20 protein-coding genes, 1 pseudogene and 1 riboswitch are annotated in these 23,852 nt (G+C 72.2%); of the genes and pseudogenes, 11 read left to right on the plus strand and 10 right to left on the minus strand.

The features are described 5' to 3' along the window. Positions 1-3,043, plus strand: a pseudogene (locus tag WYO_RS06815) (hypothetical protein); the annotation flags it as partial. Positions 3,044-3,307: 264 nt separating this feature from the next. Here WYO_RS06815 and WYO_RS06820 read toward each other — a convergent pair. Beyond that, complete coding sequence (locus tag WYO_RS06820) at positions 3,308-3,748, minus strand: DUF1489 domain-containing protein (RefSeq protein ID WP_007560584.1); 441 nt, start codon at positions 3,746-3,748, stop codon at positions 3,308-3,310. 63 nt (positions 3,749-3,811) lie between these two features. Continuing rightward, a complete protein-coding gene (locus WYO_RS06825; protein WP_007560585.1) occupies positions 3,812-4,798 on the minus strand; it encodes a hypothetical protein in 987 nt (328 codons plus the stop codon). Positions 4,799-4,948: 150 nt separating this feature from the next. On the opposite strand from WYO_RS06825, the gene WYO_RS06830 reads away from it, so the two are divergent. The 7 genes from WYO_RS06830 (at position 4,949) to metA (ending at position 12,471) form a co-directional block, all read left to right on the plus strand. Next, the gene (locus tag WYO_RS06830) at positions 4,949-6,124 is read left to right on the plus strand and encodes an MFS transporter (protein WP_007560586.1); all 1,176 of its coding nucleotides are present in this window, start codon (positions 4,949-4,951) and stop codon (positions 6,122-6,124) included. Between the two features lie 66 nt (positions 6,125-6,190). Continuing rightward, on the plus strand, positions 6,191-7,315 hold the full coding sequence (locus tag WYO_RS06835; protein ID WP_007560587.1) for an MlaE family lipid ABC transporter permease subunit: 1,125 nt from the start codon (positions 6,191-6,193) through the stop codon (positions 7,313-7,315). A gap of 10 nt (positions 7,316-7,325) precedes the next feature. Then, positions 7,326-8,135 carry an ABC transporter ATP-binding protein gene (locus WYO_RS06840; protein WP_007560588.1) on the plus strand — a complete coding sequence of 270 codons (810 nt, stop codon included), beginning with the start codon at positions 7,326-7,328 and terminating at the stop codon, positions 8,133-8,135. A 98-nt stretch (positions 8,136-8,233) separates the two neighbouring features. After that, the gene (locus WYO_RS06845; protein ID WP_007560589.1) at positions 8,234-9,316 is read left to right on the plus strand and encodes an MlaD family protein; all 1,083 of its coding nucleotides are present in this window, start codon (positions 8,234-8,236) and stop codon (positions 9,314-9,316) included. Between the two features lie 121 nt (positions 9,317-9,437). Beyond that, the gene (locus WYO_RS06850) at positions 9,438-10,019 is read left to right on the plus strand and encodes an ABC-type transport auxiliary lipoprotein family protein (RefSeq protein ID WP_007560591.1); all 582 of its coding nucleotides are present in this window, start codon (positions 9,438-9,440) and stop codon (positions 10,017-10,019) included. Between the two features lie 281 nt (positions 10,020-10,300). Next, positions 10,301-11,272 carry a helix-turn-helix domain-containing protein gene (locus WYO_RS06855; RefSeq protein WP_007560592.1) on the plus strand — a complete coding sequence of 324 codons (972 nt, stop codon included), beginning with the start codon at positions 10,301-10,303 and terminating at the stop codon, positions 11,270-11,272. Between the two features lie 116 nt (positions 11,273-11,388). Further along, a riboswitch (SAM-I-IV-variant riboswitch) is annotated at positions 11,389-11,494 on the plus strand. Between the two features lie 38 nt (positions 11,495-11,532). Continuing rightward, positions 11,533-12,471, plus strand: a complete 939-nt coding sequence (gene metA, locus WYO_RS06860; RefSeq protein ID WP_007560593.1) for a homoserine O-succinyltransferase — start codon at positions 11,533-11,535, stop codon at positions 12,469-12,471. Here metA and WYO_RS06865 read toward each other — a convergent pair. The 3 genes from WYO_RS06865 to thiE form a co-directional block, all read right to left on the minus strand. Next, the gene (locus WYO_RS06865; protein ID WP_007560594.1) at positions 12,446-13,072 is read right to left on the minus strand and encodes an XRE family transcriptional regulator; all 627 of its coding nucleotides are present in this window, start codon (positions 13,070-13,072) and stop codon (positions 12,446-12,448) included. The genes metA and WYO_RS06865 overlap by 26 nt on opposite strands. A 97-nt stretch (positions 13,073-13,169) precedes the next feature. Next, positions 13,170-13,985 (minus strand): bifunctional hydroxymethylpyrimidine kinase/phosphomethylpyrimidine kinase, encoded by an 816-nt coding sequence (thiD, locus tag WYO_RS06870; protein WP_007560595.1) that lies wholly within the window; start codon positions 13,983-13,985, stop codon positions 13,170-13,172. Beyond that, positions 13,982-14,692, minus strand: coding sequence for a thiamine phosphate synthase (gene thiE / locus WYO_RS06875; RefSeq protein WP_007560597.1), 711 nt, complete (start codon positions 14,690-14,692; stop codon positions 13,982-13,984). The genes thiD and thiE overlap by 4 nt, the downstream gene beginning before the upstream one ends. 299 nt (positions 14,693-14,991) lie before the next feature. Here thiE and WYO_RS06880 point away from each other — a divergent pair, with 299 nt between their 5' ends. Together WYO_RS06880 and WYO_RS06885 are read left to right on the plus strand one after the other, a co-directional pair. Continuing rightward, on the plus strand, positions 14,992-15,987 hold the full coding sequence (locus WYO_RS06880; protein ID WP_007560599.1) for a hypothetical protein: 996 nt from the start codon (positions 14,992-14,994) through the stop codon (positions 15,985-15,987). A 202-nt stretch (positions 15,988-16,189) separates the two neighbouring features. Next, positions 16,190-18,097 (plus strand): tetratricopeptide repeat protein, encoded by a 1,908-nt coding sequence (locus tag WYO_RS06885; RefSeq protein WP_007560601.1) that lies wholly within the window; start codon positions 16,190-16,192, stop codon positions 18,095-18,097. Between the two features lie 26 nt (positions 18,098-18,123). On the opposite strand, the gene WYO_RS06890 is transcribed toward WYO_RS06885, so the two are convergent. Further along, positions 18,124-19,344 carry a YbfB/YjiJ family MFS transporter gene (locus WYO_RS06890; RefSeq protein WP_007560602.1) on the minus strand — a complete coding sequence of 407 codons (1,221 nt, stop codon included), beginning with the start codon at positions 19,342-19,344 and terminating at the stop codon, positions 18,124-18,126. Between the two features lie 77 nt (positions 19,345-19,421). Here WYO_RS06890 and WYO_RS06895 point away from each other — a divergent pair, with 77 nt between their 5' ends. Beyond that, a complete protein-coding gene (locus WYO_RS06895; RefSeq protein ID WP_007560603.1) occupies positions 19,422-20,303 on the plus strand; it encodes a LysR family transcriptional regulator in 882 nt (293 codons plus the stop codon). Here the strand turns inward: WYO_RS06895 and panB are convergent. The 4 genes from panB to WYO_RS06915 all read right to left on the minus strand — a co-directional run bounded on the left by panB (position 20,294) and on the right by WYO_RS06915 (position 23,724). After that, a complete protein-coding gene (gene panB, locus WYO_RS06900; RefSeq protein WP_007560604.1) occupies positions 20,294-21,112 on the minus strand; it encodes a 3-methyl-2-oxobutanoate hydroxymethyltransferase in 819 nt (272 codons plus the stop codon). The genes WYO_RS06895 and panB overlap by 10 nt on opposite strands. A 181-nt stretch (positions 21,113-21,293) precedes the next feature. Beyond that, entirely contained in the window at positions 21,294-21,890 is a 597-nt protein-coding gene (locus WYO_RS06905) for a rhodanese-like domain-containing protein (protein ID WP_007560605.1), read from the minus strand. Positions 21,891-21,892: 2 nt separating this feature from the next. Beyond that, a complete protein-coding gene (locus WYO_RS06910) occupies positions 21,893-22,711 on the minus strand; it encodes a quinoprotein dehydrogenase-associated SoxYZ-like carrier (RefSeq protein ID WP_007560606.1) in 819 nt (272 codons plus the stop codon). Positions 22,712-22,752: 41 nt separating this feature from the next. After that, entirely contained in the window at positions 22,753-23,724 is a 972-nt protein-coding gene (locus tag WYO_RS06915; protein WP_007560608.1) for a quinoprotein relay system zinc metallohydrolase 2, read from the minus strand. Between the last annotated feature and the right edge of the window lie 128 nt (positions 23,725-23,852).

Raw genomic sequence — 23,852 nt, forward strand, 5'->3', positions numbered from 1 at the left:
CCGCAGCCGCGAGATCGCCGGCACGATCGAGCACCGGACCCAGGCCCTGCAGAATGTGATCGAGCAGGCGAGCCCGGCCATCGCCGACCTGATGGAGGCCCGCGAGCACCAGCTCGCCGAGGCGTTCGAGGCCCGCAGCGGCCAGCTCGAAGCCCTGTTCGCCCGGGCCCAGGCGGAGATCGACCGCCTGGTCGACGGCCGCAGCCGCGAGATCGCCGGGACGATCGAGCACCGGACCCAGGCCCTGCAGAGCGCGATCGAGCAGGCGAGCCCGGCCATCGCCGGCCTCCTCGAAGCGCGCGAGCACCAGTTCGCCGAGGCCTTCGAGACGCGCACCGGCCAGCTCCAGACCCTGTTCGAGCGGGCACAATCCAGCCTCGAGGTCTCCGTGGAGAACCGGGGCCGGGAGATCGCCATGGCGGTCCAGGCGCGCACGCAGGATCTGCGCAACCTCCTCGACGCGGCGCCCACGGGCGTGGCCGCCCTCCTGGACGCCCGGATCGAGACCCTGCGCGCGACCTTCGACGAGGCGCGCTCGGCGATCGAGGCGCTCGTCAACGAGCGCAGCCAGTCGCTGCTCGAGGCCGCCCAGGGCCGCACGGGCTCGCTGGTCGAGGCCTTCGACGCCCGGATCCGCGACCTGGACGGCGTCGTGGAAGGGCGCACCGCCGCCCTGGTGCAATCGGTGGAGGCCCAGAGCGAGGCGCTCGCCCGCGGGGTCGATGCCCGCGCCGACGCCTTCACCCAGCGCATCGACAGCCGGATGCGGTTGTTCGCGACGCTGGTCGCCCAGCGCGCCGAGACGCTGGCCAACGCCTTCGACGACCGCCACGATGCGTTCGCGGGTCTCATGGACGAGCGCACCGCCAGCCTGGTCGCGGCGCTCGACGAGCGGGCGCGGGCGCATGCGGAGCAGGTCGACGCGCACAACGCCGCCCTGGCCGAGACGCTCAGCCGGCGCGAGGCCGCTTTGGCGGGCCTGATCGACGCCCGCACCGAGGCTTTGGGGGCCGGCTTCGAGCGCCGGGCCACCGCCCTGGGCGCCCTGGTCGATGCCCGCGGCGAGGCCCTGTCGCGCCGTCTCGCGGAGAGCGCCGAGGCGCTGGTCCGCGCCATCGAGGAGAAGGGCGGGGCGCTGATCGCCAGCGTCGATGGCAGCGGCCGTGCGGTCGGGGACAGCCTGGAAGGGCATGTCGAGCGCCTGCGCTCCGCCATCGACGGGCCGATGCTCGACCTGTCGCGGGCCCTGGCCGACCGGGCCGATTCGATCGAGCGGGTGCTGATCGAGACCGGCGTGCCGCTCGCCGAGACCCTGCGGCTTCAGACCGAGGAACTGGCCGCGCAGTCGCGGGCCTCGGCCGAGCTGCTGCGCGCGGCCATCGACGACGGTGCCGGCCGCGCCCTCACCGAGCTGTTCGAGACCAACGACCGGCTCGGCCGGGAGCTGGGCGCCGTCCTCCAGCGGATCGAGGGTGCCAACGCGGCGCTCAGCGAGCTGGTCTCCGGAGCCGGCACCAATCTCGGCGCGATCGAGCAGGGACTGGCCGGCCGGGTCGAGCAGGTCCAGTCGGCCCTGCAGCGGATCGCCTCCGAGACCGGCCGCGCCACCGCGGGCGTCGCGGCCCAGGTCGAGGCTCTGCGCGAGGTCGCCAACACGGCGCTGCGCGAGGCGTCGGGCCTCGCCGAGACCCTCGACGGCCGCGGCCGCGCGCTCGGCGAGCAGACCTCCGTGCACGTGTCGGCGCTGGATCGGGCGGCCTCGTCGCTCGCCGAGATCGAGCAGCGGCTGGGGGCGACACTGTCGGGCCGCGAGGCGGCGCTCGCTGAGGCGCTGGCCGGCTTCGAGGCGCGCGCCAGCGCCCTGGAGCAGCAGGGCAACGCCCTGTCCGAGACCATCGAGCGGACGCTGCGGACCGCCGAGGAGCGCGCCCGCGCCGTCGGCGAGTCGCTGACGCGCTCGGCGGAGGGTGCGGGGGCTTCGGTCACCAGCGCCTTCGAGGGCCTGAAGGACAGCGCCGGGGCCGAGAGCGAGAAGGCGGCCCAGGGCGTGCGCCGGGCGATCGAGGAGGCGGCGCGGGAGATGCGCAGCGGCCTCGACGAGGCGCAGACCAAGTTCGGCGCCTCCGTCTCGTCCCTGCGGGACATGGCGGGCTCGATCCGCGGCGAACTCGACGCGACCCGCGCCGAACTCGCCCGGGGCGTCCTCGACCTGCCGCGGGAGACGCAGGATGCCACCGGCGAGATGCGCCGCGTGGTCGCCGATCAGATCAAGGCGCTCAACGAGCTGTCGGCCCTGGTGTCCCGGACCACGCGGTCGGTGGACGTCGCCCAGCCGCAGGCCCAGCGGCGGGTGGCGGAGGGCGGGTCCCGCGCCGCCGCGGCACCGCAGGCCAGCAGCGCTCCGGCTCCGTCCGCGCCGCCGGCTCAGGCTGCCCCGGCCCCGTCCCTGCCGACGGCGCCGGCCCGGGCCGCGACCGGTCCGGCCCGGATCGAGGCGCCGCGGCCCTCCGCGACCGCCCGCCCCGTCGCCATGACGGCCGGCGGTGCCAAGCGCGGCTGGCTGTCCGACCTGCTGACCCGCGCGTCCCTGGACGAGGACGACGATGCCGAGCCGGCGGCCACCAATGCCGCCGCCCCGGCCCCGTCGGGCCGCCCGTCCCAGCCGCAGGCGCCGTCCCAGGCCCCTGCCGAGACCGGACGGATCGCCCTCGATACGATCTCGACCGACATCGCCCGGATGATCGAGCACCGGACCGTGGTCGACCTGTGGGAGCGCTACCGCCGCGGCGAGCCGAACCTGTTCGACCCGCGCATCTACACCCCGCAGGGCCGGACCACCTTCGCGGAGATCCAGCGCCGCTACCGCTCGGACGCGGAGTTCCGCCGCAGCGTCGACCGCTACGTGGGTGAGTTCGAGCGGCTGCTCGGCGACGTGGTCAAGAACGACAGCGACGCCAAGCGGACCGACGCCTACCTCACCTCGGAGACCGGCAAGGTCTACACGATGCTGGCCCATGCCAGCGGGCGGTTCGACGGAGCGTAGGACGACGGCCGGCGCGGGCGCTCCGAGAGCCCCGCGCCGGCGAGACCCGGTCAGCGCCGGCCTGACCGGGCGATGACGACCGCATGATTGTTCCGGCCACAGGACATCCCACCCACCCCCTCATCCTGAGGTGCCGCAGCGCAGCGGAGGCCTCGAAGGAGACCTCCAGAACGCACCGCGATCCCTGGAGGGCTCCTTCGAGGCCCGCTGGCGCGGGCACCTCAGGATGAGGGCTTTGGAGGGACAGATCGGGTGGGCGGCCCCCTACAGGAGGCCGAGGCCGACCAGCTCGCGGCGCAGCGCCTCGGGCATCTCGGCGAGGTCGCCCGATTGTCCGGCTCCGAGATCGGCCGGCGCGTCGCGCCCCGTGAGATACCGCCAGCCCTGGAACGGGCGGCAGGGCCGGGGCGTCACCGGAATCAGGCGCGGGTCGAAGACCAGCCGGCAGCGCGGGATGCCGTCCTCGCCGGTCAGCTTCTCGATCGCGGTGATCGCCTGCCGGCAGGACAGGGTCCCGCGGATCACCCAGTAGATCGAGCCCTTTCCGGCGATCTCGCGGTGGCGCTTGGGCAGGGTGCGGGTGACGTGGAACGGGTCGGCCGGCCGGCCGTCGCGCAACGCCTCGTCCCGGTACCGTTCCTGACGGGCTTCGAGGTCGGCGATGGAGGCGGGTCCGACGCAGAGCTTGATCAGGTTCAGGGCCACGGGGTTTTCGTCTCACGACCCTCGGCGGGCGGGGGCCCCTGATAGCAGGGCCGCTCCGCGCCGTCAGGCGAACAGGGCGAGCCGCTGCTCCGGCGGCAGCGCGTCGATCGCGGCGAAGCTCAGGATCGGCCCGTCCGGTTCGGCGGCGGGCTCGGGGGAGGCCGCCACGAGGTCGGCCCAATCCTCCGCCGGCGCGGCATCCGCAGATCCGTCCTCGGCATCAGCGTCGTCGTCGAGCCCGTCCGGGTCGGCCGTCTCGACCGTCTCGGACCCATCCCCGTCCGAGACCGGCACGAACACGATATCCTCGTGGAGCGGCGGGCTTCCGGGCTGGGCGACGAGGGCGGCGGCCGTGACGGCCGGAACCTCCATGGCGATGTAGCGGTCGATGTCGCTCTGGCAGAGGTCGGAGGGTTGGGCCTGCGGGCCGGCGCCCGCGGCCGGATCGCCCGGCATCGGCGGGATCGGTTCGGCGGCGCTGCCCCAGATCGCGATCATCGAGGCCAGCCGGTCCTCGAGATAGCGCAGGGTGTAGACGATCCGGGCGGTGCGCTGGGCGGTGAGGTCCTGGAACGAGCAGGCGGTGTAGATCGCGGTCGCGTGCCGATCGAGGGCGTCGCAGGTCGTGGCATCGGCGCCGCGCTCGCGCAGGGTCCAGGCCGCCTCCTGGATCGCCTCGGCCGAGCCGAGGATGTCGGAGGTCGCCTGCTCGGTCTCGCGCACGATCGCGTCCAGCGCCAGCGAAGCCTGCGTCAGGCGGGTCGGCTCGTTGTCGCGGGCGCTGATCGCGGCGATCTCGGCCTTGGTCTGGCTGATCGCCGCGGCCATCTCGACAAGGTTGCCGTGCAGCTGCCCGACGGTCTGCTGATCCCGGTCGGCGGTCACCGCGTGTTCGAGCCGGCGCATGGCCCCGAGCAGCATCTCGGTCTCGGCGGCGCGGTGGCGGCGGGCATATTCGGCCAGGAACCAGCGCCCGCGCTCGCTGAGGCACATGGTCGCCTCGATCGCCTCGTACTCGGCGAGGGCGCCTGCAGGGGCTGAACCGGACATGGGATCCCTCCGAACCCGAAAGGCCGGCGCGGCGACGGCCGGCACAAGGCGCGACCCGGAGGCCGGCAAATTGACAGGGAGGGTTTAACGGGCGCTTACGGCGCACAGGTCCGAGAGCATCCTCCGCCTCCCATTCGGGAACCCCCATCCTTGCATCGCCCGTCCGGCCCGGCGCGCCTGTCGCTGCTCTACGCCGTCGTCTTCACCGAGATCGGCATCGCGATGCCGTTCATGCCGATCTGGCTCGACGGCCTCGGCCTCGATGCCGGGGTGATCGGCGTGCTCCTGGCCCTGCCGATCGCGACCCGGATCGTCGCGACGGCGCCGCTGATGAGCCTGCTCGACCGGGGGCTGGGCCCGCGCCGGCTGATCCTGCTCGGCAGCCTCGCCCTCAGCCTGACCTACGCGCTGATGCCGGGGGCCGCCGGGATCGGCTGGCCCCTGCTCGCGCTGCTGATCCTGCTCAACGCGGTGGCCGGCGCGCCGCTGGTCCCCTGCATCGATTACCTGACGCTCGCGGCCGTGCGCCGGGACGCCCGCCTGGTCTACGCCCGGATCCGGATGGCCGGCTCCATCGCGTTCCTGCTGGCCAACCTGGCGGGGGGATTCCTGCTCTCGGCGCTGGGCGGGCAACTCGCGGTGCCGCTGCTGCTCACCGGCCTCGCCCTGGCGGCGGGCCTCGTGGCCTGGCGCAGCCGGTCGGTCGTGGCCCTGCCGCAGGTGCCGACCGGCGCCGACCGGCCGCGCCTGCCGCTCAAGCTCTGGCTCTGCATCGGCGCCGCGGCGGCGATCCAGGCGAGCCACGGGGCGATCTACGGGTTCGGCAGCATCTACTGGACGAGCCAGGGCATCGGGCCGGTCTGGGTGGGCTCGCTCTGGGCCACCGGGGTGCTGTCCGAGATCGCGCTGTTTGCCGGAATCACCGCCCTGCCCGCGTCCTGGCGGAGTCCGGTGCGTCTCCTGACCCTCGGCGCCGGCGCCGCGATCCTGCGGGCGATCGGCATGTACCTGGTCGGCGACCACCTGGCCGCGCTGGTACCGCTCCAGGGCCTGCACGGCCTGACCTTCGGGGCGACGCAGCTCGGCGCGATGGCGGCGGTCTCGGCCTTCGCCCCGGAGGGCGCGCGCGGGCGGGCGCAGGGCACGCTCAGCGCCGTCAATGCCGGCATCTCCGTGGTCGCGACCCTGGCGAGCGGTCTGGCCTACCGGGCCGGCGGCCCCCTCGCCTTCCTGCTGATGGCGCCGCTCGCCGCCGGCGGCCTGGCCCTGGCGCGCGCCTCCGGCCGCGCCGATCGGCTGACGTTGGACACGGATCGTCAACCGTAATGTCGACATAACCCCACGGCAGGGTGGTGCCTCAATCGAGGAGTGAAGGTCTTGCTGAGCGAGGGCATGGTTCCCGGCGCGTCGCTGCGGGACCGGCCGGCCGACGGCCGGTTGGCGCTCGACGGGCGCTGGACCGCCGACCAGGCGCCGACCGTCGAGGCGAATGCGGCGCGTCTGCTGGCGGCCGGGCGGGCCGGTCCCGTGGCGGCCGATCTCTCCGGGATCGAGCGCCTGGACACGCTGGGCGCCTGGGTGCTCGAGCGGACCCGCGCCGAGATCGAGCAGTCCGGGGGCAGGCTGACCTATGTCGGCGTGCGGCCCGAGCACCGCACCCTGCTGGGCGAGGTGCGCCTGCGCGAGCCGGATTCCGCGCCGACGGCCCGGCCCGGCCTGATCCTCGGCGCCCTCGACACGATCGGCCGCGAGACCGTGCGGGGCGGGCGCGAATTCGTCACCGCCCTCGCCTTCCTGGGCGAGGTGATCGCCGCCTGCGGGCGCGTGGCCCTGCGGCCGGGCACGTTCCGGGGCACGGCGCTCGTCAACCAGATCCAGCAGGTGGCGTTCAACGGCACGCCGATCATCGTGCTGATCTCGTTCCTGGTCGGCGGCATCGTCGCCCAGCAGGGCATCTTCCAGCTCCAGCGCTTCGGCGCCCAGACCTTCGTGGTCAACCTGATCGGCCTGCTGATCCTGCGCGAGATGGGCGTGCTGCTCACCTCGATCATGGTGGCGGGCCGGTCCGGCTCGGCGATCACCGCCGAGATCGGCTCGATGCGCATGCGCGAGGAGGTCGACGCCCTGCGGGTCATGGGCCTCGATCCCGTCGAGATCCTGATCGTGCCGCGGGTCCTGGCCCTGATGGTCGGCCTGCCGATGCTGACCCTGATCGGCGACCTGGCGGCGCTCACCGGCGGCGGCCTCACCGCCATGCTGTATGGCGGCCTGACGCTCGATCAGTTCCTGGTCCGGCTCCAGGCGGCGGTGGGCGTGCACCACGTCATGGTCGGGCTGATCAAGGCGCCGTTCATGGCGCTGATCATCGGGATCCTCGCCACGATCGAGGGCTTCGCCGTGGAGGGCTCGGCCGAATCGCTGGGCCGCCACGTCACCGCCTCAGTCGTGAAGTCCATCTTCATGGTCATCGTCCTCGATGGATTGTTCGCGGTGTTCTTCGCCGCGATCGATTTCTGAGCCCGTCCTGATGATCGCCCCCGCCATGCCCGAGACCGAAGCCGGCCCCGCGCCCATCATCCGGGTGCGCGACCTCGTGGTCGGCTTCCGGGACCGCAACATCCTGAAAGGTCTGAACCTCGACATCCGGGCCGGTGAGATCATGGGCTTCGTCGGGCCCTCGGGCCAGGGCAAGTCGGTGCTCACCCGGACGATCCTCGGCCTCACGCCCAAGCGCGCGGGCACGATCGAGGTGTTCGGCCGCGACGTCGACGGCATGACCTATGCCGAGCGGCGGCGGATGGAGCAGCGCTGGGGCGTGCTGTTCCAGCAGGGCGCCCTGTTCTCGGCGCTCACCGTCAAGCAGAACATCCAGGTGCCGATGCGCGAGCACCTGAACCTGTCCGAGCGCCTGCTCGACGAGTTCGCCCGGCTCAAGATCGAGATGGTCGGCCTCAAGCCGGACGCCGCCGACAAGCTGCCCTCGGAGCTGTCCGGCGGCATGATCAAGCGCGCGGCCCTCGCCCGCTCCCTGGCGCTCGATCCCGAGATCCTGTTCCTGGACGAGCCGACCTCGGGTCTCGACCCGATCGGCGCGGGGGAGTTCGACGACCTCGTCTCCACCCTGAAGGAGACGCTGGGCCTGACCGTGTTCATGGTCACCCACGACCTCGACAGCCTCTACACCGCCTGCGACCGCATCGCGGCGCTCGGCGACGGCCAGATCATCGCCGCCGGCACGATCGAGGAGATGCTGGCGAGCGACCATCCCTGGTTGCGCTCGTATTTCCACGGCAAGCGCGCCCGCGCCCTCACCACCGGCGTGCCGGCGCATGCCTGACCGTCCCCTCCCCCTGATCCCGTCCCGGTCCCGCCCGGGACCGTGGACCCGCAGCTCGGCCCGATCCTGTTCGCCGAGCGGAACCGCAGGCTGACCGCATGGAAACCCGCGCGAACTACGCCCTCATCGGGGCCTTCACCCTCGCCGTCATCCTGGCGGGCTTCGGCACCGTGCTGTGGCTCTCCGGCGGCTCGTCGCGGCAGGTCAGCCAGACCGTCCGCATCGTGTTCTCCGGCTCGGTCGGCGGCCTCTCCCGCGGATCCAGCGTGAACTTCAACGGCATCAAGGTCGGCGAGGTCACCGATATCCGCCTCGCCCCACAGGATCCCCGCCGGGTGCTGGCCCAGATCAAGGTCGATCCCTCGACGCCGCTCCGGGCCGATACCCGCGCGCGCCTCGATTCGGCGATGCTGACCGGCGTCTCGGTGATCTCCCTGTCGGGCGGCAACGCCGACGCGCCGGTGCTCACGCCCATGGCCAATGGCGAGCCGCCGACGATCTTCGCCGATTCCTCCGACATGCAGGACATGATGGCGCTCGCCCGCCAGGTGGCGCAGCGGGCCGACGACATGCTGGCCCGGCTGGACCGGATCGTGGCCGGCAACGAGGGCGCGATCAATCGCGCGCTCACCAATGTCGAGTCCTTCTCGAAGACGCTCGCCGATGTCGGCCCCAACATCGCGACCCTGGTCAAGGCGGTGGACGGGGTGAAGCTCGGCCACGTGATCGACAACGCCGACCGGTTCTCGGCGGCCCTGTCCAAGTCGAGCCCCGACATCGAGGGGGCGGTGCACGATGCCCGCTCCCTGGCGGCCAAGCTCAACGCCTCGGCCGACAAGATCGACGGGGTGCTCAACGGCGCCCAGAGCTTCCTCGGCTCCGCCGCCGGCCAGGAGGGCTCCAGCACCTTCGCGGAGATCCGGGCCGCCGCGGTCTCGGTGCGCGACGCCGGCAAGGCGTTCCGCACCATGTCGGAGAATCTCGACAAGCGCACCGCCAGCATGTCGACCAATTTCGGCCGGCTCAGCGGCACCGGCCGCCGGGAGGTGGAGGCCCTGTCCGGGGACGGCCAGCGCACCCTCAACACCCTGAACCGGACCGTGCGCAGCCTGGAGCGCGACCCGAGCCAGGTGATCTTCGGCGGCAAGCCGTCGTTGCCCGAATACAACGGCGGCCGCTGAAATCGTCCGCTGCCGGGTCGATGTGTTCCGGCGCACGGCACGGATACAGGCCAGGGATAGTTTCTGCGGCATAGCTTATACAGCTCTGCCGCTCGCCGGCGGGGTTTCTCAGGTTGTGCGTATGGCCCGCTCGTCCCACCTCCTCGCCGCCGCCTTGCTCGCTGCCCTGCTGGGCGGCTGCGGTGGCGGCGCGGCACCGCTGACCTTCGACCTCGCGGCTTTGCCCTCGGCCGGGCGACCGGTCTCGGCCGGCCGCTCCATCGCGGTCTCGGAGCCGGTGGGCATTCAGCCCTTCGAGGCCGACCGGATCATCGTGCGCGAATCGGGCGGCGCCCTCGCCTTCCTGGGCGGCGGCCAATGGGCCGACCGGCTGCCGCGGCTGATCCAGACCCGCCTCCTCCAGAGCCTGGAGAATTCCGGCCGGCTCCGCTCGGTCAGCCGGCCCGGCGACAAGGTCGTGGCCGATTACCAGCTGATCAGCGAGATCCGCGCCTTCGACATCCAGGCGACGACCGGGGAAGCGGTGGTCGACCTCTCGCTGAAGCTCGTGGCCGACGGCACCGGCAAGGTGACCGCCGCCCGGATCTTCACCGCCCGCGTGCCGGTGGCCAAGATCGACGCCGGCAACGGCGCCCGCGCCCTTGATCAGGCGCTGACCACCGTGCTGGCCGACGTGGTGCGCTGGGTGAATACCGGGCGCTGAGGGCTCCGCGCGAAGACACGGGAGCTCACCTCCGGAAGCCGGCGCGCCGGCTGAGGTCGGCGGCGGCGCGAGGCGTCGGCCTGCGCCGCCGATCAATCTGAGGGACGCGCGCCGCGGATCGATGGTCCCTGCCGCTCGGACGGAAGCACGTCAGGTGAGCGCGCCGAAACGGGCGGGGCACGCAATAGGCCGGCCAAAGCTCTGCCTCCGATTGTGCACATGTGTACTTTGCAAACTTTATGGTTGCAGCTTGCAACAATCGCGGCCATAGGGCGGCCGCGATGCAGACCATCTTCTCGACGGACGGGGTTTTACCGAAAGATCGGTTTCGCAGCTGGCGGGATGTTTGCGAAGATCGCCTCGTCCCGATGGCGCAGAACTGCCTGGGCGAGGAGCCGTTCGACGCGACGATCGACGGCGTCAGTATCGGCGGTCTGGACTTCACGAAGTTCGCGCTGCGCAATCTCCGCGCGGCGACGACACCGCGGACGCTCCGGCACGAAAATCACAAGACCGATCATCTCTTCATGAGCATGGTGCTGACCGGCACCGTGCGCTCGGACCAGAACGATCGATCGAGCACGGACACGGCCGGCGATTTCGCGATCCGGGACACGAACACGCCCTGGACGATCGAGCACAACGGCTACAGCGAGGTGCTGGCCATCGCGATCCCGCGCGAGCGGTTGGAGGGCGTGCTGGGCCCCGCCCGGATCTTCGCCGGCCTGACCGTCGGCGGCGGATTGCCGGTCACGACCCTGACCCGCTCGTTCCTGTCCAACCTCCTGCGCGAGGGGAACCGGCTGCCCGCTCACGTGGCCGAGCGCATGGTCGGGGTGGGAATCGATCTCGTCGTCGCCAGCCTGGCCGAGCGCATGGCGCAGGAGGTGCCCCGGCCGGTTCACGGCAGCGTCGTGGTCCAGCGCGCCAAGGCCTATATCGAGGCCAACCTCCACGACCAGACGCTGGATCCGTCCCACCTCGCGGCCGCGACCGGCGTGTCGCTGCGGCGCCTTCAGGAGCTGTTCCACGAGCGCGGACAGCACATCTCCGACTGGATCTGGCACCGCCGTCTGAGCGTTGCGGCCAACCGCCTGGCCGATCCCGGATACATCGACATGCCGCTCGGCACCCTGGCCTATGCGTGCGGCTTCGCCAGCCAGGCTCATTTCTCCCGCCGCTTCAAGGAGCGCTACGGCCTGAGCCCGCGCGACTATCGCCACCGCGCGCTGTCGGAAGCGGTCGCCTGCTAGGGCCCGGAACGGGATCGCTCCGTCGCGGTGCCGATCGGGGCCGCCCGCATGCACCGTGAATCCGCGGTCGGCTGCGAGCCGGCCCTTGAACAACCTGAGCCGTCTCGGTAATCCTGGCCGCACATCAAGAGTCGGGCCGACACCCGACGCCAACCTGCCGATCCGGGCAAGGTGGCGCTCCGCAAGGAGGATGTGGCCGAGCCGGCAACCAAGCGGATCAAGCCACGGAGGTCGGCCCCGGAAGACAGGGACGACGCACCGTGCCGATCAAGATCCCCGACGATCTCCCCGCAGCCCGCGCCCTGGAGGCCGAAGGCGTCGTGGTGATGCGCGAGACCGACGCGGTCCGTCAGGACATCCGGCCGCTGCGGATCGGCCTGCTCAACCTGATGCCCAACAAGATCAGCACCGAGACGCAGGTCGCCCGCCTGCTCGGTTCGAGCCCGCTCCAGGTCGAGCTGACCCTGGTCCGGATGACCGACCATGTCGCCCGCAACACCCCCGCCGAACACATGGATGCGTTCTATCGGCCCTGGAGCGATGTCCGGGAGGAGCGGTTCGACGGCTTCATCGTCACGGGAGCCCCGGTCGAGCGTCTGCCCTTCGAGGCGGTGCGATACTGGGCCGAGCTGTGTCGCGTGTTCGACTGGACGCGCTCGAACGTCCATAGCTGTCTGACGATCTGCTGGGCGGCGCAGGCGGCCGTCTACCACTTCTACGGAATCCCGAAGCGGACGCTCCCGCACAAGGCGTTCGGCGTGTTCCGCCACCGGAATCACGCCCCGGCCTCACCCTATCTACGCGGCTTCTCGGACGAGTTCTGCGTCCCGGTTTCCCGCTGGACGGAGGTGCGCCGGGAGGACATCCCGGACGGAAGCGGCCTGTCCATCCTGGCCGACAGCCCGGAGACCGGCCTGTGCCTCCTGAGCGATCCGGATCGCCGGTCGCTCCACATGTTCAATCACCTGGAATACGATACGGCCACGCTCGCCGACGAGTACATCCGCGATGCCGGCGCGGCGGTGCCGGCCCATTACTTCCCCGACGACGACCCGTCGAAGCCGCCGCGCAATTCCTGGCGGAGCCACGCGCACCTGCTGTTCGGCAACTGGATCAGCGAGATCTATCGGACCACGCCGTTCGACCCGGCCCGGATCGGTGAGGCCGAGAGCCTCACTCCATCACGGCCGCCTTCATGATCACCACCATGGTGGCCCGGGCGGGGCCTTCGATGCAGCGCACGAGGTGGGGGCGGTCGCAGCGGTAGCGCAGGGTCTCGCCGGTCCGGGCCCGCTGCACGCTGCCGCCGATCTCGACCTCGAACGCGCCCTCGGCGACCGAGAGCGATTCGACCGAGCCGCGCTGGTGCGGGTCCGAATCGAGGACGCCGCCGAGATCGGCCGTGACCTCGTACCATTGCAGCCACTCGATCGTCTTGATCCAGCCGATGATCGCCAGCCGGACCTTGCCGTCCTCCGAGACCAGGATCGGCGTATCCGCCCGGGAGGTCTTCTCGATGAACGGCTCCTCGTCGCCGGCCGCCAGCACCCGGTCGATCGACACATCGAGGGCCTGGGAGAGGCGCCAGATCGTCGCCAGCGTCGGGTTGGTCTCGTTGCGCTCGATCTGGCTGATGATCGATTTCGCCACGCCCGATTGCTCGGCGAGCTCCGACAGCGAGAGGTTGTAGGCCTTGCGCAGGCGCTGGATCGTCTTGCCGAGCTGGCCGGAGAGCACCTGCGCCCCGGTCAGCAGGTCGCGTCCGCGCGCCCTGTCGGGCCGTTCCGCCTGATCCTGCATCGTCACCGGTCCACCTAGGCCGTTCCGTTATCCGAACGATCGTGCGCTTCTTCAAACGCAATCGCCGCCCGGGCGCAAGGCGGCCACCCCCCTGAAGTCAGGGCCAGATCGCGTGAAAGTGGTGGACCGGGCCGTGGCCGGAGCCGATCGCCAGCCGGTCCGCGGCGTTGAGGGCCGCCGTCAGGTAATCCTTGGCCAGCGTCACCGCCGCCGGCAGCTCCAGGCCCCGGGCGAGGCCCGCCGCGATCGCCGAGGAGAGGGTGCAGCCGGTGCCGTGGGTATTCTGCGTGGTGAGCCGCGGCGCCGCGAAGGTCTGGGCGTGCCCGTCGGCGGTCACGAGGTGGTCAACGCTCATGGCGCCGTGCCCGTGGCCGCCCTTGATCAGCACGGCGCGGGCGCCCAAAGCCACCAGCCGCCGGGCCTGGGACGCCGCGCCGGCCTCGTCCTCGGCCACCGCCTCGCCGAGCAGCACCGCCGCCTCCGGCAGGTTGGGGGTGATCAGGTCGGCGCGCGTCAGCAGCCTGTCCCGGAGCGCCGCCACGGCGTCCTCCGAGATCAGCCGGTCGCCGCTGGTGGCGACCATCACGGGGTCGAGGACCACCGGGATCGTCCCGGCCTGCCGCGCCAGCCCGTCGGCGACCGCGTCGATCACCGCGATCTGCGACAGCATGCCGATCTTCACCGCGTCGACCGCGAGGTCGGAGAAGACGCTGTCGATCTGTTGGGCCACGAACGCGGCCGGCACGTCGTGGATGCCCTGGACCCCCCGTGTGTTCTGGGCGGTGAGCGCGGTGATCACGCTCGCGCCGTAGACGCCGAGGGCCGAGAAGGTCTTGAGGTCGGCCTGGATGCCGGCCCCGCCGCCGGAATCCGAGCCCGCAATGGTGACCGCGATGGGGCTGGCGCCGCTCATCGGGCGGCGCCCCGCGCTGCCAGGGCCGCATCGATGGCCGCGCGCAGCTCCCGGGCGCGCTGCCGCACCGGCTCCGTCCCGAACAGGGCGGTGATCACCGCGACGCCGTCCGCCCCGGCGCCGATCACGTCGGCGGCGTTGTGCAGGCCGATCCCCGCGATGGCGCCGAGCGGCAGGCTCGCGCCCCGGGCGAGCCGCGCCCGGAAGGCGATGCGGGCGAAGCCGTCGAGGCCGACCGGCGGGTCGGGATTGTCCTTGCTGGTCGTGGCGAAGACGCCGCCGATACAGGCGTAGTCGACCGGGAGCCGGTACAGCTCGTCGGCCTGGGCGGCGGTCTTCACGGTCAACCCGATGATCGCCCCCTCCCCCAGGAGGCGGCGCGCCTCGGCCGGGTGGAGGTCGCTCTGGCCGAGATGGACGCCGTCCGCGCCCGCCGCCAGGGCCAGGTCGACCCGGTCGTTGACCAGCACCGGCACCCGCCCCCCGACGGCGGCCTGGATCGCCCGGATCCGCGCGAGCGCCGCGCGGGCATCCGGAATGTCCTTCTCGCGGTACTGGAGCAGGGTCGCGCCGCCCGTCACCGCATCGGCGGCGAGCCGGGCCAGATGGTCGCCGTCCGCGCCGCAGACGCCGACATCGAGGAGACCGTAGAGCCGCAGATCGACGGGCCGGCTCCCGGCCGTCGCGGAGATCGCGCTCGCTGCCATCGTGGTCGCCTGCCCCCGCCCCGACCGGCCCCGCGCCGGCACCTCTCGGGCGGCCCTGTTTGGGCAGCCGCGGTCGCGTTGGCAAGCGCGCCGCCGGACTGGCCGCCCCCCGGATCGCGTCTGCCAGGCGGCCCCCGTCGCCCAGTCCATCGGCCGGGATCCCGTTGCGCGCGGAGACGACGGTCCCGGACCCGGAAACCGGATCACACCGCCGCGTTGACGCGCCACGATCCTGTGCCCCTATAGGGGCTCATCCGATCCGGGATTCCGCGCCCGGCGGCGGAGGCGTTCGAGGGACGATGACGGTCGGTGAGGCGCAGACGGGTGCGGGCGGGGCACAGGCCCTGCCGGAGCGCTCCTCCGTGGGCCTCGTCGCTGTGATCGTCGCGGCGACCAAGGGCGAGCCGCGCGCCCTGACCATCCGGGTGCCGGACCAGGCCCCGGGTCGCGGCGACGGCCTGCCGGCCGGGCCGCTCGTGCCCGAGCACGCCACCCTGGAGCGCGGCCTGCGCGCCTGGGTGGAGCGCCAGACCCACCAGCGCCTCGGCTATGTCGAGCAGCTCTACACCTTCGGCGACCGCGACCGCTCCGGCGGGGAGGAGGCGCCGGAGGCGCACGCGCTCTCGGTGGCCTATCTCGCCCTGGTCCGCGAGGAGCGCCCGGCCGGCCTCGCCGAGGCGGCGTGGCAGAACTGGTACCGCTACCTCCCGTACGAGGATTTCCGCAACGGCCGCCCGCCCCAGCTCGACGCGATCGAGGCGCGGCTCGCGGCCTGGGCGGCCGAGCCCGCGGATTGCGCGATCCGCACCCGCCGCCACGACCGTCTGGGCCTCACCTTCGGGATGAACGGCGGCACCTGGAACGAGGAGCGCGTGCTCGAGCGCTACGAATTGCTGTTCGAGGCCGGCCTGATCCCGGAAGCGCGGGGCAATGCCGGGCCGGCGGTGCCGAACGACCCGACCGGCGTGCCCATGGCCTTCGACCACCGCCGGGTCCTGGCGACCGCGATCAGCCGCCTGCGCGGCAAGATCAAGTATCGCCCGGTGGTGTTCGAGCTGATGCCCCCGGCCTTCACCCTGCTCCAGCTCCAGCGCACCGTCGAGGCGCTGTCGGGCACGCAGTTGCACAAGCAGAACTTCCGGCGCCTCGTGGCCCAGCAGGGACTGGTGGAGGAGACCGAAGCCCTCACCAGCGGCACCGCCGGCCGGCCTGCGCGGCTGGTGCGCTTCCGTCGGGAAGTCCTGCTTGAGCGGCCAGCCCCGGGGCTGCGGCTGCCGTCGCGGCGGGTGGGGTAAGGCCGGCCCGTCCCGCCGGGCGACCCGGCGCTGCAATCCGCCCCCGACAAGCAATCCTGTTATTGAATATTCCCATAAGGCCGAATAGTAGAATGGGGCGCTGCGATTCTCGGCCATCCAGGGTCAAGACTTGCGCGGCTGCATTCGATACAGTCTTCGGCGCGAACAGCATCCCGGGCGGTCGAGTCGCGAACGGATCGCAATGAGCCAGAACGCCAAACGGTCGAGCGCCGTGGAATGGTCGGTTCCGGAACGCCGGCTGGCCGCGATCTTCGCCGCCGACATCGCCGGCTATTCCAAGGCCATGCATGCCGACGAGAGCGGCGCCATGCGGGCGCTCCAGGCCATGCGGGAGGTCGTCGACCGCCTCATCCTGGCGCGGCGCGGGCGGATCGCGAACACGGCCGGGGACAGCGTGCTGGCCGAGTTCGCCTCCGTGACGGACGCCGTCTGCTGCGCCGTCGCGATCCAGCAGGCGCTCGCCGCGGCCGAGGGCGATGCCGGGCGGTTCCGCCTGCGCATCGGGATCCATCTCGGCGACATCATGGTCCATGGCGGGGATATCTTCGGAGACGGCGTCAACATCGCCGCGCGCCTGCAGGCCGCCGCCGATCCCGGCGCGTTGCGGCTCTCGGAAGCCGCCTATCTCCAGGTGCGCGGCCTTCCCGAGATCCGGTTCCTCGACCTCGGCCCGCAGCGGCTGAAGAACATCACGCGACCCTTGCGGGTCTATGCCGTGCCGCCGCCGGACGGGCGGACGTCGCGCGCCGTCCAGGTCCGCCGGGCCCGGGCAGCCCTCCGGCCGACGCTCGGCGCCGCGGCGGTGCTGGCCGCGGGCGCGGCAGGATTGACTGTCGCCTGGCCGTACCTCGCCGGATCCGAGCGGGCGGCCGAGCTCCGCGAGCCGACCGTGCGCCCCCGGCTGTCGCTCGTCGTCCTGCCGCTCACGAACCAGAGCGGCGACGCGGACCAGGATTACCTCGCCGAGCAGCTCGCCGAGGATCTCTCCGCCGACCTCGCCCGCGCACCGGGCACCTTCGTCATCGCGCACGGCACCGCCCAATCCTACCGGGGGCGGCAGGCCGAGCCGCGGGCGATCGGGCGCGAGCTCGGTGTGCGCTACGTCGTGCAGGGGAGCCTGCGGCAGAGTGCCGAGCAGGTCCGCTTCGCCGTGCAGCTCACCGATGTCGAGACCGGCGCCTCCCTCTGGGCGGACCGCTACGACGGGCCGCGCGCGGCAGTCGGGGCCGCCCAGGACGTCCTCGTCGCGCAGGTCGGCCGGGCGCTCGGCGTGCGCCTGCTGGAGGCCGCGACCCACGCCCGGGCCGGGCAGCCGGCCGACGCGGTGGATCTGGTCATGCGCGGCCAGGCGCTGCTCAACCGGCCCTTCGCGCGGGACAATCACGCCCAGGCCCGACCCCTGTTCGAGCGGGCGCTCGGCCTCGACCCGATGAACACCGATGCGCGGCTCGGTCTCGCCGAGGTGCTGGTCGACGGGGTGCTGAACGGCTGGACGACGGAGCGGACGGCGGACCTCGATACGGCCGAGCAGGCCATCGCCTCCGTGCTGCAGGGCGACCCGACGCATCCGTTCGCCCATTACCTGCGCGGCGAGACCCTGCGCGCCCGCTCCCGCTACGCGGAGGCGCTCGCCGCCTTCGACCGGGTCCTGACCCTGAACCCGAGCTTCGCGCGGGCCTACGCCTATCGCGGGTTGATCCAGATCTTCCTGGGCCGGGCCGAGCGGACGGAGGCCGACATCGCGGCCGCGATCCGCCTCAGCCCGCGCGATCCGCTGCTCGGCGCCTGGCTGGCGCGGGACGGGTTGGCGAAGCTCCATCTCGGGCAGGATCAGGAGGCGATCGAGCCGCTGCGCCGGGCGGCGGCCGTGAACCCGCTCTTCGACTTCCCCCATCTCTATCTCGCCTGCGCCTTCGCCCGGCTCGACCGCGACGAGGAGGCCCGGGCGTCCCTGGCCGAGTTCCTCCGGCTCCGGCCCGGCTACAGCCTCGCCCGCTACCGTAGCCTGACCTCCACGGACCCGACCTTCCTCGCCCAGCGCGAGCGTATCTATGACGGGCTCCGGCGCGCGGGGCTGCCGGAGCAGTGAGGGGCCAGGCCGGGGATGCCGGAGCGTCAGGCGGGCATCAGGCTCTCGGGTGAGGGCCGCGCGGCGCGCCACAGCCAGAGGGCGGTCAGCACCAGCAGCACGGTGGCGACGGCGCCGGTGCAGTCCAGCGCGTCCCAGCTGGCCCGGCGGCCGGGGCCGAGGAGGCGCACCAGAACCGGGCCGACGATCTGCCCGGCCGCGAAGGCGGCGGTCATGCGGGCGAGGAGCGGCGTCGGGTTGTCGGGCCGCGCCTCGCGCGCGAGCTGAAGGCCTGCCATGGTGGCGACCATGAAGGTGCCGCCCACCAGGATCGCCGAGGCCGCGACCGCCCAGAGGGCGTGGGCGGCCAGGGGCAGGCCGGTGCCGAGCGCCATGACGCCCTGCGCCGCCGCCCAGAGGCGCTGGCGCGGCACGCGCTTCGACCAGCGGGCCACGGCCGCGACCGACAGGGCGGCGGCGAGGCCGAACAGCGGCCAGGTCAGGCCGAACACGCGAGGGTCGGAGGCCAGCTCGCGGGCCATGGCGGGCAGGAATGTCGCCGGCACGATGTAGCCGAACCCGAAGACGCCGTAGCACAGGACCAGGGCCGCCTGGCCGTTCCGGGGGCGCCGGACGACGGCGGCGGCCTCGCGCTCCCCGATCCCGGCCGCTTCCGTACCCTGCCCCCGGGACAGGGACCAGACCAGCAGGGCGCCGAGCCCGGCGACCAGCCCCAGCTCGAGCCACAGCCGGGACGCCGGCTGGATCCCGCCGAGCCAGGCCAGCGTGCCGGCGAGCGCGATGCCTGAGCCGACGCCGGTATAGATCCAGGCGCCAAGCGCGCCGACCCGGCGCCGGGCGAGCTCGGCCAGGCACCAGCCGCTGGCGCAGACCAGGGCCCAGGCGCTGAACACGCCGGCCAGGGCCCGCAGCCCGGCCCCGAGAGCGGCCGGCGCGTCGTGGCCGACCGCCGCCATCGCCATCGTGGTGAGCGCCACGCCGGCCAGGCTCAGGAGCAGCCCTCGCCGCGGATTGCCGGCGAACCACGAGGCCGTCAGGGCGCCGACCAGATACCCGCCGTAGTTCGCCGCGGCCCATTCCGCCCCCGCGGCGGCCGTGAGGGTGCCGTCGCGCATCATCAGCGGCATCAGGGGCGTGAACGCGAAGCGCCCGATGCCCATGGCGACCGCTAGCGCGACGAGGCCGCTGGCGACGACCGGCCAGGGTGCGTGTTCGGAATCGGTCGGGGCGGGCGGGAGCGTGCTCATGGCGGCACCCTTTGAACACCTGTCAGCCATTCTTGGAAAATGAATTTTTGTGACGTACGTTTCTCGTGATGAGAACGATGGATCTCGACGACCTCGACATCTTTCGCTGCGTGGTCCGAGAGGGCGGGGTCACGCGGGCGGCGGCGATGTTGCACCGGGTCCCGTCCAACGTGACGACCCGGATCAAGCAGTTCGAGGCGCGGCTGGGTGTGGCCCTGTTCCGCCGCGAGGGCCGCGGCCTGACGCTTACCGAGGCCGGGCGCACCCTCCTGGGCCATGCCGAGGTGCTGCTGCGGATGGCCGATCTGGCCGAGCAGGAGCTGCGCAGCGGCGTGGTCCGCGGCGTCCTGCGGCTGGGTTCGCTGGAGAGCGCGGCCGGGGCGCGGCTGCCGCCGATCCTGTCGGCCTTCCACGCGCAATTCCCCGACGTCACGATCGAGCTGCAGACCGGCACCACCCGCGCCATGCTCCGGCAGCTGGAGCGCTTCGAGATCGAGGCGGCCTTCGTCTCCGAGCCGTTCGACCGCGCGAGCCTGTCGTCGGTGCCGGCCTTCGACGAGGAGCTGGTGCTGATCACCGGCCGGACCGCGCCCGGGACCGGCCGGCGGACCCTGGTGGCGTTCCCGCATGGCTGCTCGTACCGCCAGCGCCTGATCGAGTGGCTGGCCGAGGAGGGCGCGTCCTACGACCGGGTCCTGGAGATGAGCTCGTACCACGCCATCGTGGCCTGCGTGGCGGCGGGCACCGGCATGGCCATCGTGCCGGCGGAGGTGCTCGACCACGCGGTGATGAGCACGGCGGTGGAGCGCCATAAGCTGCCGCTCCACCTGGGCCGCAACCGCACCCGCCTGGTCTGGTCGGGGGACGCCAGCCCGGCCCTGCGCGCCCTCATGGCGCTCATGCCCGAGGCCACCGAGATCGTGGATCGGCCCCCGGGCAGGTCCCGCCCCTACCCGTAGGTGTGATCGTCCGCCGGGAACCGCCCGGCCCGCACCGCGTCGGCATAGGCCTTCACGGCGTCCTCGATATGGGCCCGGAGCGAGCCGAACTGGCGCACGAATTTCGGCGTCTTCTCGGAGAGGCCGAGCATGTCCTCCAGCACCAGGATCTGCCCGTCGCAGAAAGCCGAGGCGCCGATGCCGATCGTGGCGGCGGTGACCTGGGGCGACGTCGCGATGGCCCGCGCCACCGGCTCGACGATGCCCTCCAGCACGATCGCGAAGGCGCCGGCCTCGGAGATCGCCCGCGCGTCCTCCAGCAGGCGGCGCTCGTCGTCCGGCGCCCGCCCCTGGACCTTGAACCCGCCCATCGTGTTCACCGCCTGCGGGGTGAGGCCGATATGGCCCATCACCGGCACGCCGCGCTGGACCAGGAAGGCCACCGTCTCGGCGAAATGGGCCCCGCCCTCCATCTTGATCGCCCCCGCCCCGGTCTCCTTGAGCACCCGGGAGGCGTTGAGGAAGGCCTGCTCCCGGCTCGCCTCGTAGGAGCCGAACGGCATGTCGACCACCACCAGCGCCTTGGCGGTGCCGCGGATCACCGCCTGCGCCTGCAGGATCATCATCTCCAGGGTGACGGGAATAGTCGATTCCATCCCGTGCATCACCATGCCGAGCGAGTCGCCCACCAGGATGAAGTCGCAATAGGGATCGACGATGCCGGCGGTGTGGGCGTGGTAGGCGGTGAGCGCGATGATCTTGCGCCCCTCGGCCTTGCGCTTGCCGATGTCGATGGCTCGGAGCCGGCGGGACTGCACGACCTGCGACATGGTTCGGACCTCTTTCGGCATCCCGGTCGGGCGCGGGTCCCCTCTCCCGTGCGGGAGAGGGACAGGGTGAGGGATGCGACTTTTCCGGAGAGCCCTGGCCCCTCACCCCAACCCTTTCCCGCACGGGAGAGGGGGCGCGTTCCGCATCATGCGGCCCTCATACACCGCCCCGCCCCGCGGGTCAGCGCCCCGCCTGGGGTTCGGCCGCAGCCTTCCAGGCCGGGTCCTCGCGTAAGGTCGCGGTCTCGTGCTTCTCCTGCCAGCCCTCGACGCCCTCGGGGAACCAGCGCACGCCGGTATAGCCCTTGCGCACCAGGCGCTTGGCGGCGTTCCAGCTGCCCCAGCACTCGACGTGGCAGAACACCACGACGGGCTTGGCCGTGTCGCCGCCGGTCAGCTCCGCGACCCGGGCGTAGAACAGGGCTTCCCGCTCCGGGGCGATGGGCTCGGCTCCGGCGAGCGGCAGCCAGACCGAGCCGGGGATCGAGGGATGCACCGGCAGCCAGAGGCGGCCTTCGGGGAAGTTCGACGGCTTGCGGTCGGGGGCGGCGACGTCGATCAGCACCGGCTTGTCCGGCCCCGCCAACAGCGCGGCGAGCGCATCGGCGTCGATCACCGCGGCGCCTTTGAGCGTCGGCGGGGTGTAGCCCTTGGGCGGGCCGGCATAGAGCCCCTCCGGCTCGGGCACGTTCACGGGCGAATCCGCCGGGGCGGCGGCGAGGCAGCCGAGAGCGGCCAGAGCCGCCGCCAGCCGCCCGATCGGGGGCAGGCGCGCCATGGTCAGTTCGTCGGGCTCGGCGGGGTGAAGCTGTGCTGCCAGCTGCCCCCGGCATTGTCGCTCGCCGCCACCTGGAGCGGCTTGCCGTCCGGCTTGAACGCGAAGTTGATCACCGGGTTCGACGCGATCGAGATGTCGCCCGTCATGGTGAAGACCTTGCGGTCGCCCGCCGAGACGGTGAGCTTGTCGATGTAGCGGGCCGGCGTGTAGTCGCGGGTGACCTGGTTCATCTGCATCCCGGAAAAGTTCGGGTGGCGGATCATCAGCGTCGCCTCCACGGGCTTGCCGGGCTGGGTCTCGGCGAACTTCATGCGCATGTCGCCCATGCCCTTCATGGCCTCCTCGTCGCTCATGCCCATCGGGGCCGAGCAGCCGCCGGACGCCTTCACGAACTGCTTCGCCTCGTAGAGCTTGCCGTCCTGGGTCTCCACCACGGCGTGCATGTCGGTGTAGTTGTTGACCCGCACCCGCAGCTTCAGCTCCGCCGGGTCGGCGGCCGGGCCGAACTCGAACCGCGCCGCGTAGGGGGCCGGGTTGTCGTCGATGATCAGCGACACCGCCTTGATCTGGTCGCCCTGCGGCATGGTCAGGGTGATCGGCACCAGGGCGGCGTCGAGCGCCCGGGCGGGGGCGTCGATCTTCACCAGGCTGTCGGTCTTCTCGATGGCGCGGTCGCCGAAGATCGACTTGGCGATCTCCTGCCAGCGCGCCGCCCGCTCCTGCTCGGTGTCGGAGGCGCCGGCGGCCCGGACGGGGCCCGCCAGGGCGGTGGTGGCGAGGATGAGGGCGAGCGCTGCCGCGTGGGCGGTCTTGAGCGTCATGGCGTTTCTCCCGGTTGGTCTCAATATGGAGTCTCGAAAGACTATTCCCACTCAAGTTCCTGGTAGGCCACGGTGACGTTGCGGCCGTTATAGGTGTCGAACAGGGCCCACTTGTCCCGCTGGTCCTGGGCGACGCTGGCCACGGCCTTCTCGATCGGGACATCCTTGGCGATCGCCGCGCGGGTACCGTCGCGCAGGGCCGTCAGGTAGCCGGTGAGGTCGGCGAGCGCCGGGCCGAGATCGACCGAGACCGGCCCGTGGCCCGGCACCGCCCGGGTCGCCCCCATGGCCTTCAGCCGTTCGATCTCCTTGAGCCAGCCCCGCAGGCTGCCGTCGAGCGACGGGATCCGGTTCACGAACAGCAGGTCGGCGGGGAATAGCAGGCCGCTGCCGGAATCGCGCATCGACAGGTCGCAGCTGGTATGGGCCGGCCCGTGGGCCGTGAAGGTCAGGCGCCGGTCGCCGAGGTCGATCTCGGCGGTGTTGGCGACGCTCAGGGTCGGGTAGATGACCGGCCCGGTGCGCGCCTCGCCGAGCATCTCGACCAGGCGCTGGCGGTAGAATTCCCCCCGCGCGCCCAGGGCCTCGGCGAGCTTGGCGTGGCCGATGAAGACCGGCTTGTCCTGCACGAAGGCCCCGGCCCCGAAGACGTGGTCCGGGTGGACATGGGTGAGCACCACATGGGTGATCGGCTTGGGCGTACGCTTGGCGATCTCGGCCCGCAACCACTGGCCGTCCGCGAGGCTGCCGCCGGTCTCGGTGACGAGCACGCCGTCCCGGCCGATGAGGAAGCCGATATTGGCGATGGCGTCGGCGTTGTCGGCGGTGGCGTCGGCGATCAGGCCCTGGCGCATGAAGATGCCGGGGCCGACCTCCTCCATCGTGAAGCCCTCGGTTGCGCGCCCCAGGGTCGGCATGCAGCACAGGCAGAGGCCGGCGAACAGGGCGTGACGCCGCGACAGGGGTCGGCCCGCGACGGCGGATTCGCCTGGATGGACGGCGGATGCCGTCATGCCGGAACCTCCCTGTTTCATGCCTCTCCCGAGATGCCCGATGGCCGGGCGTGTCGCGCCGGGCGCGATGGCGCAGCGGGCGACCTGGGAGGGTCTCTCATTGCCTACCATTAAGTAGGTAGATCTTT

The organism is Methylobacterium sp. GXF4 (genome assembly GCF_000272495.1).
Lineage (GTDB): Bacteria > Pseudomonadota > Alphaproteobacteria > Rhizobiales > Beijerinckiaceae > Methylobacterium > Methylobacterium brachiatum.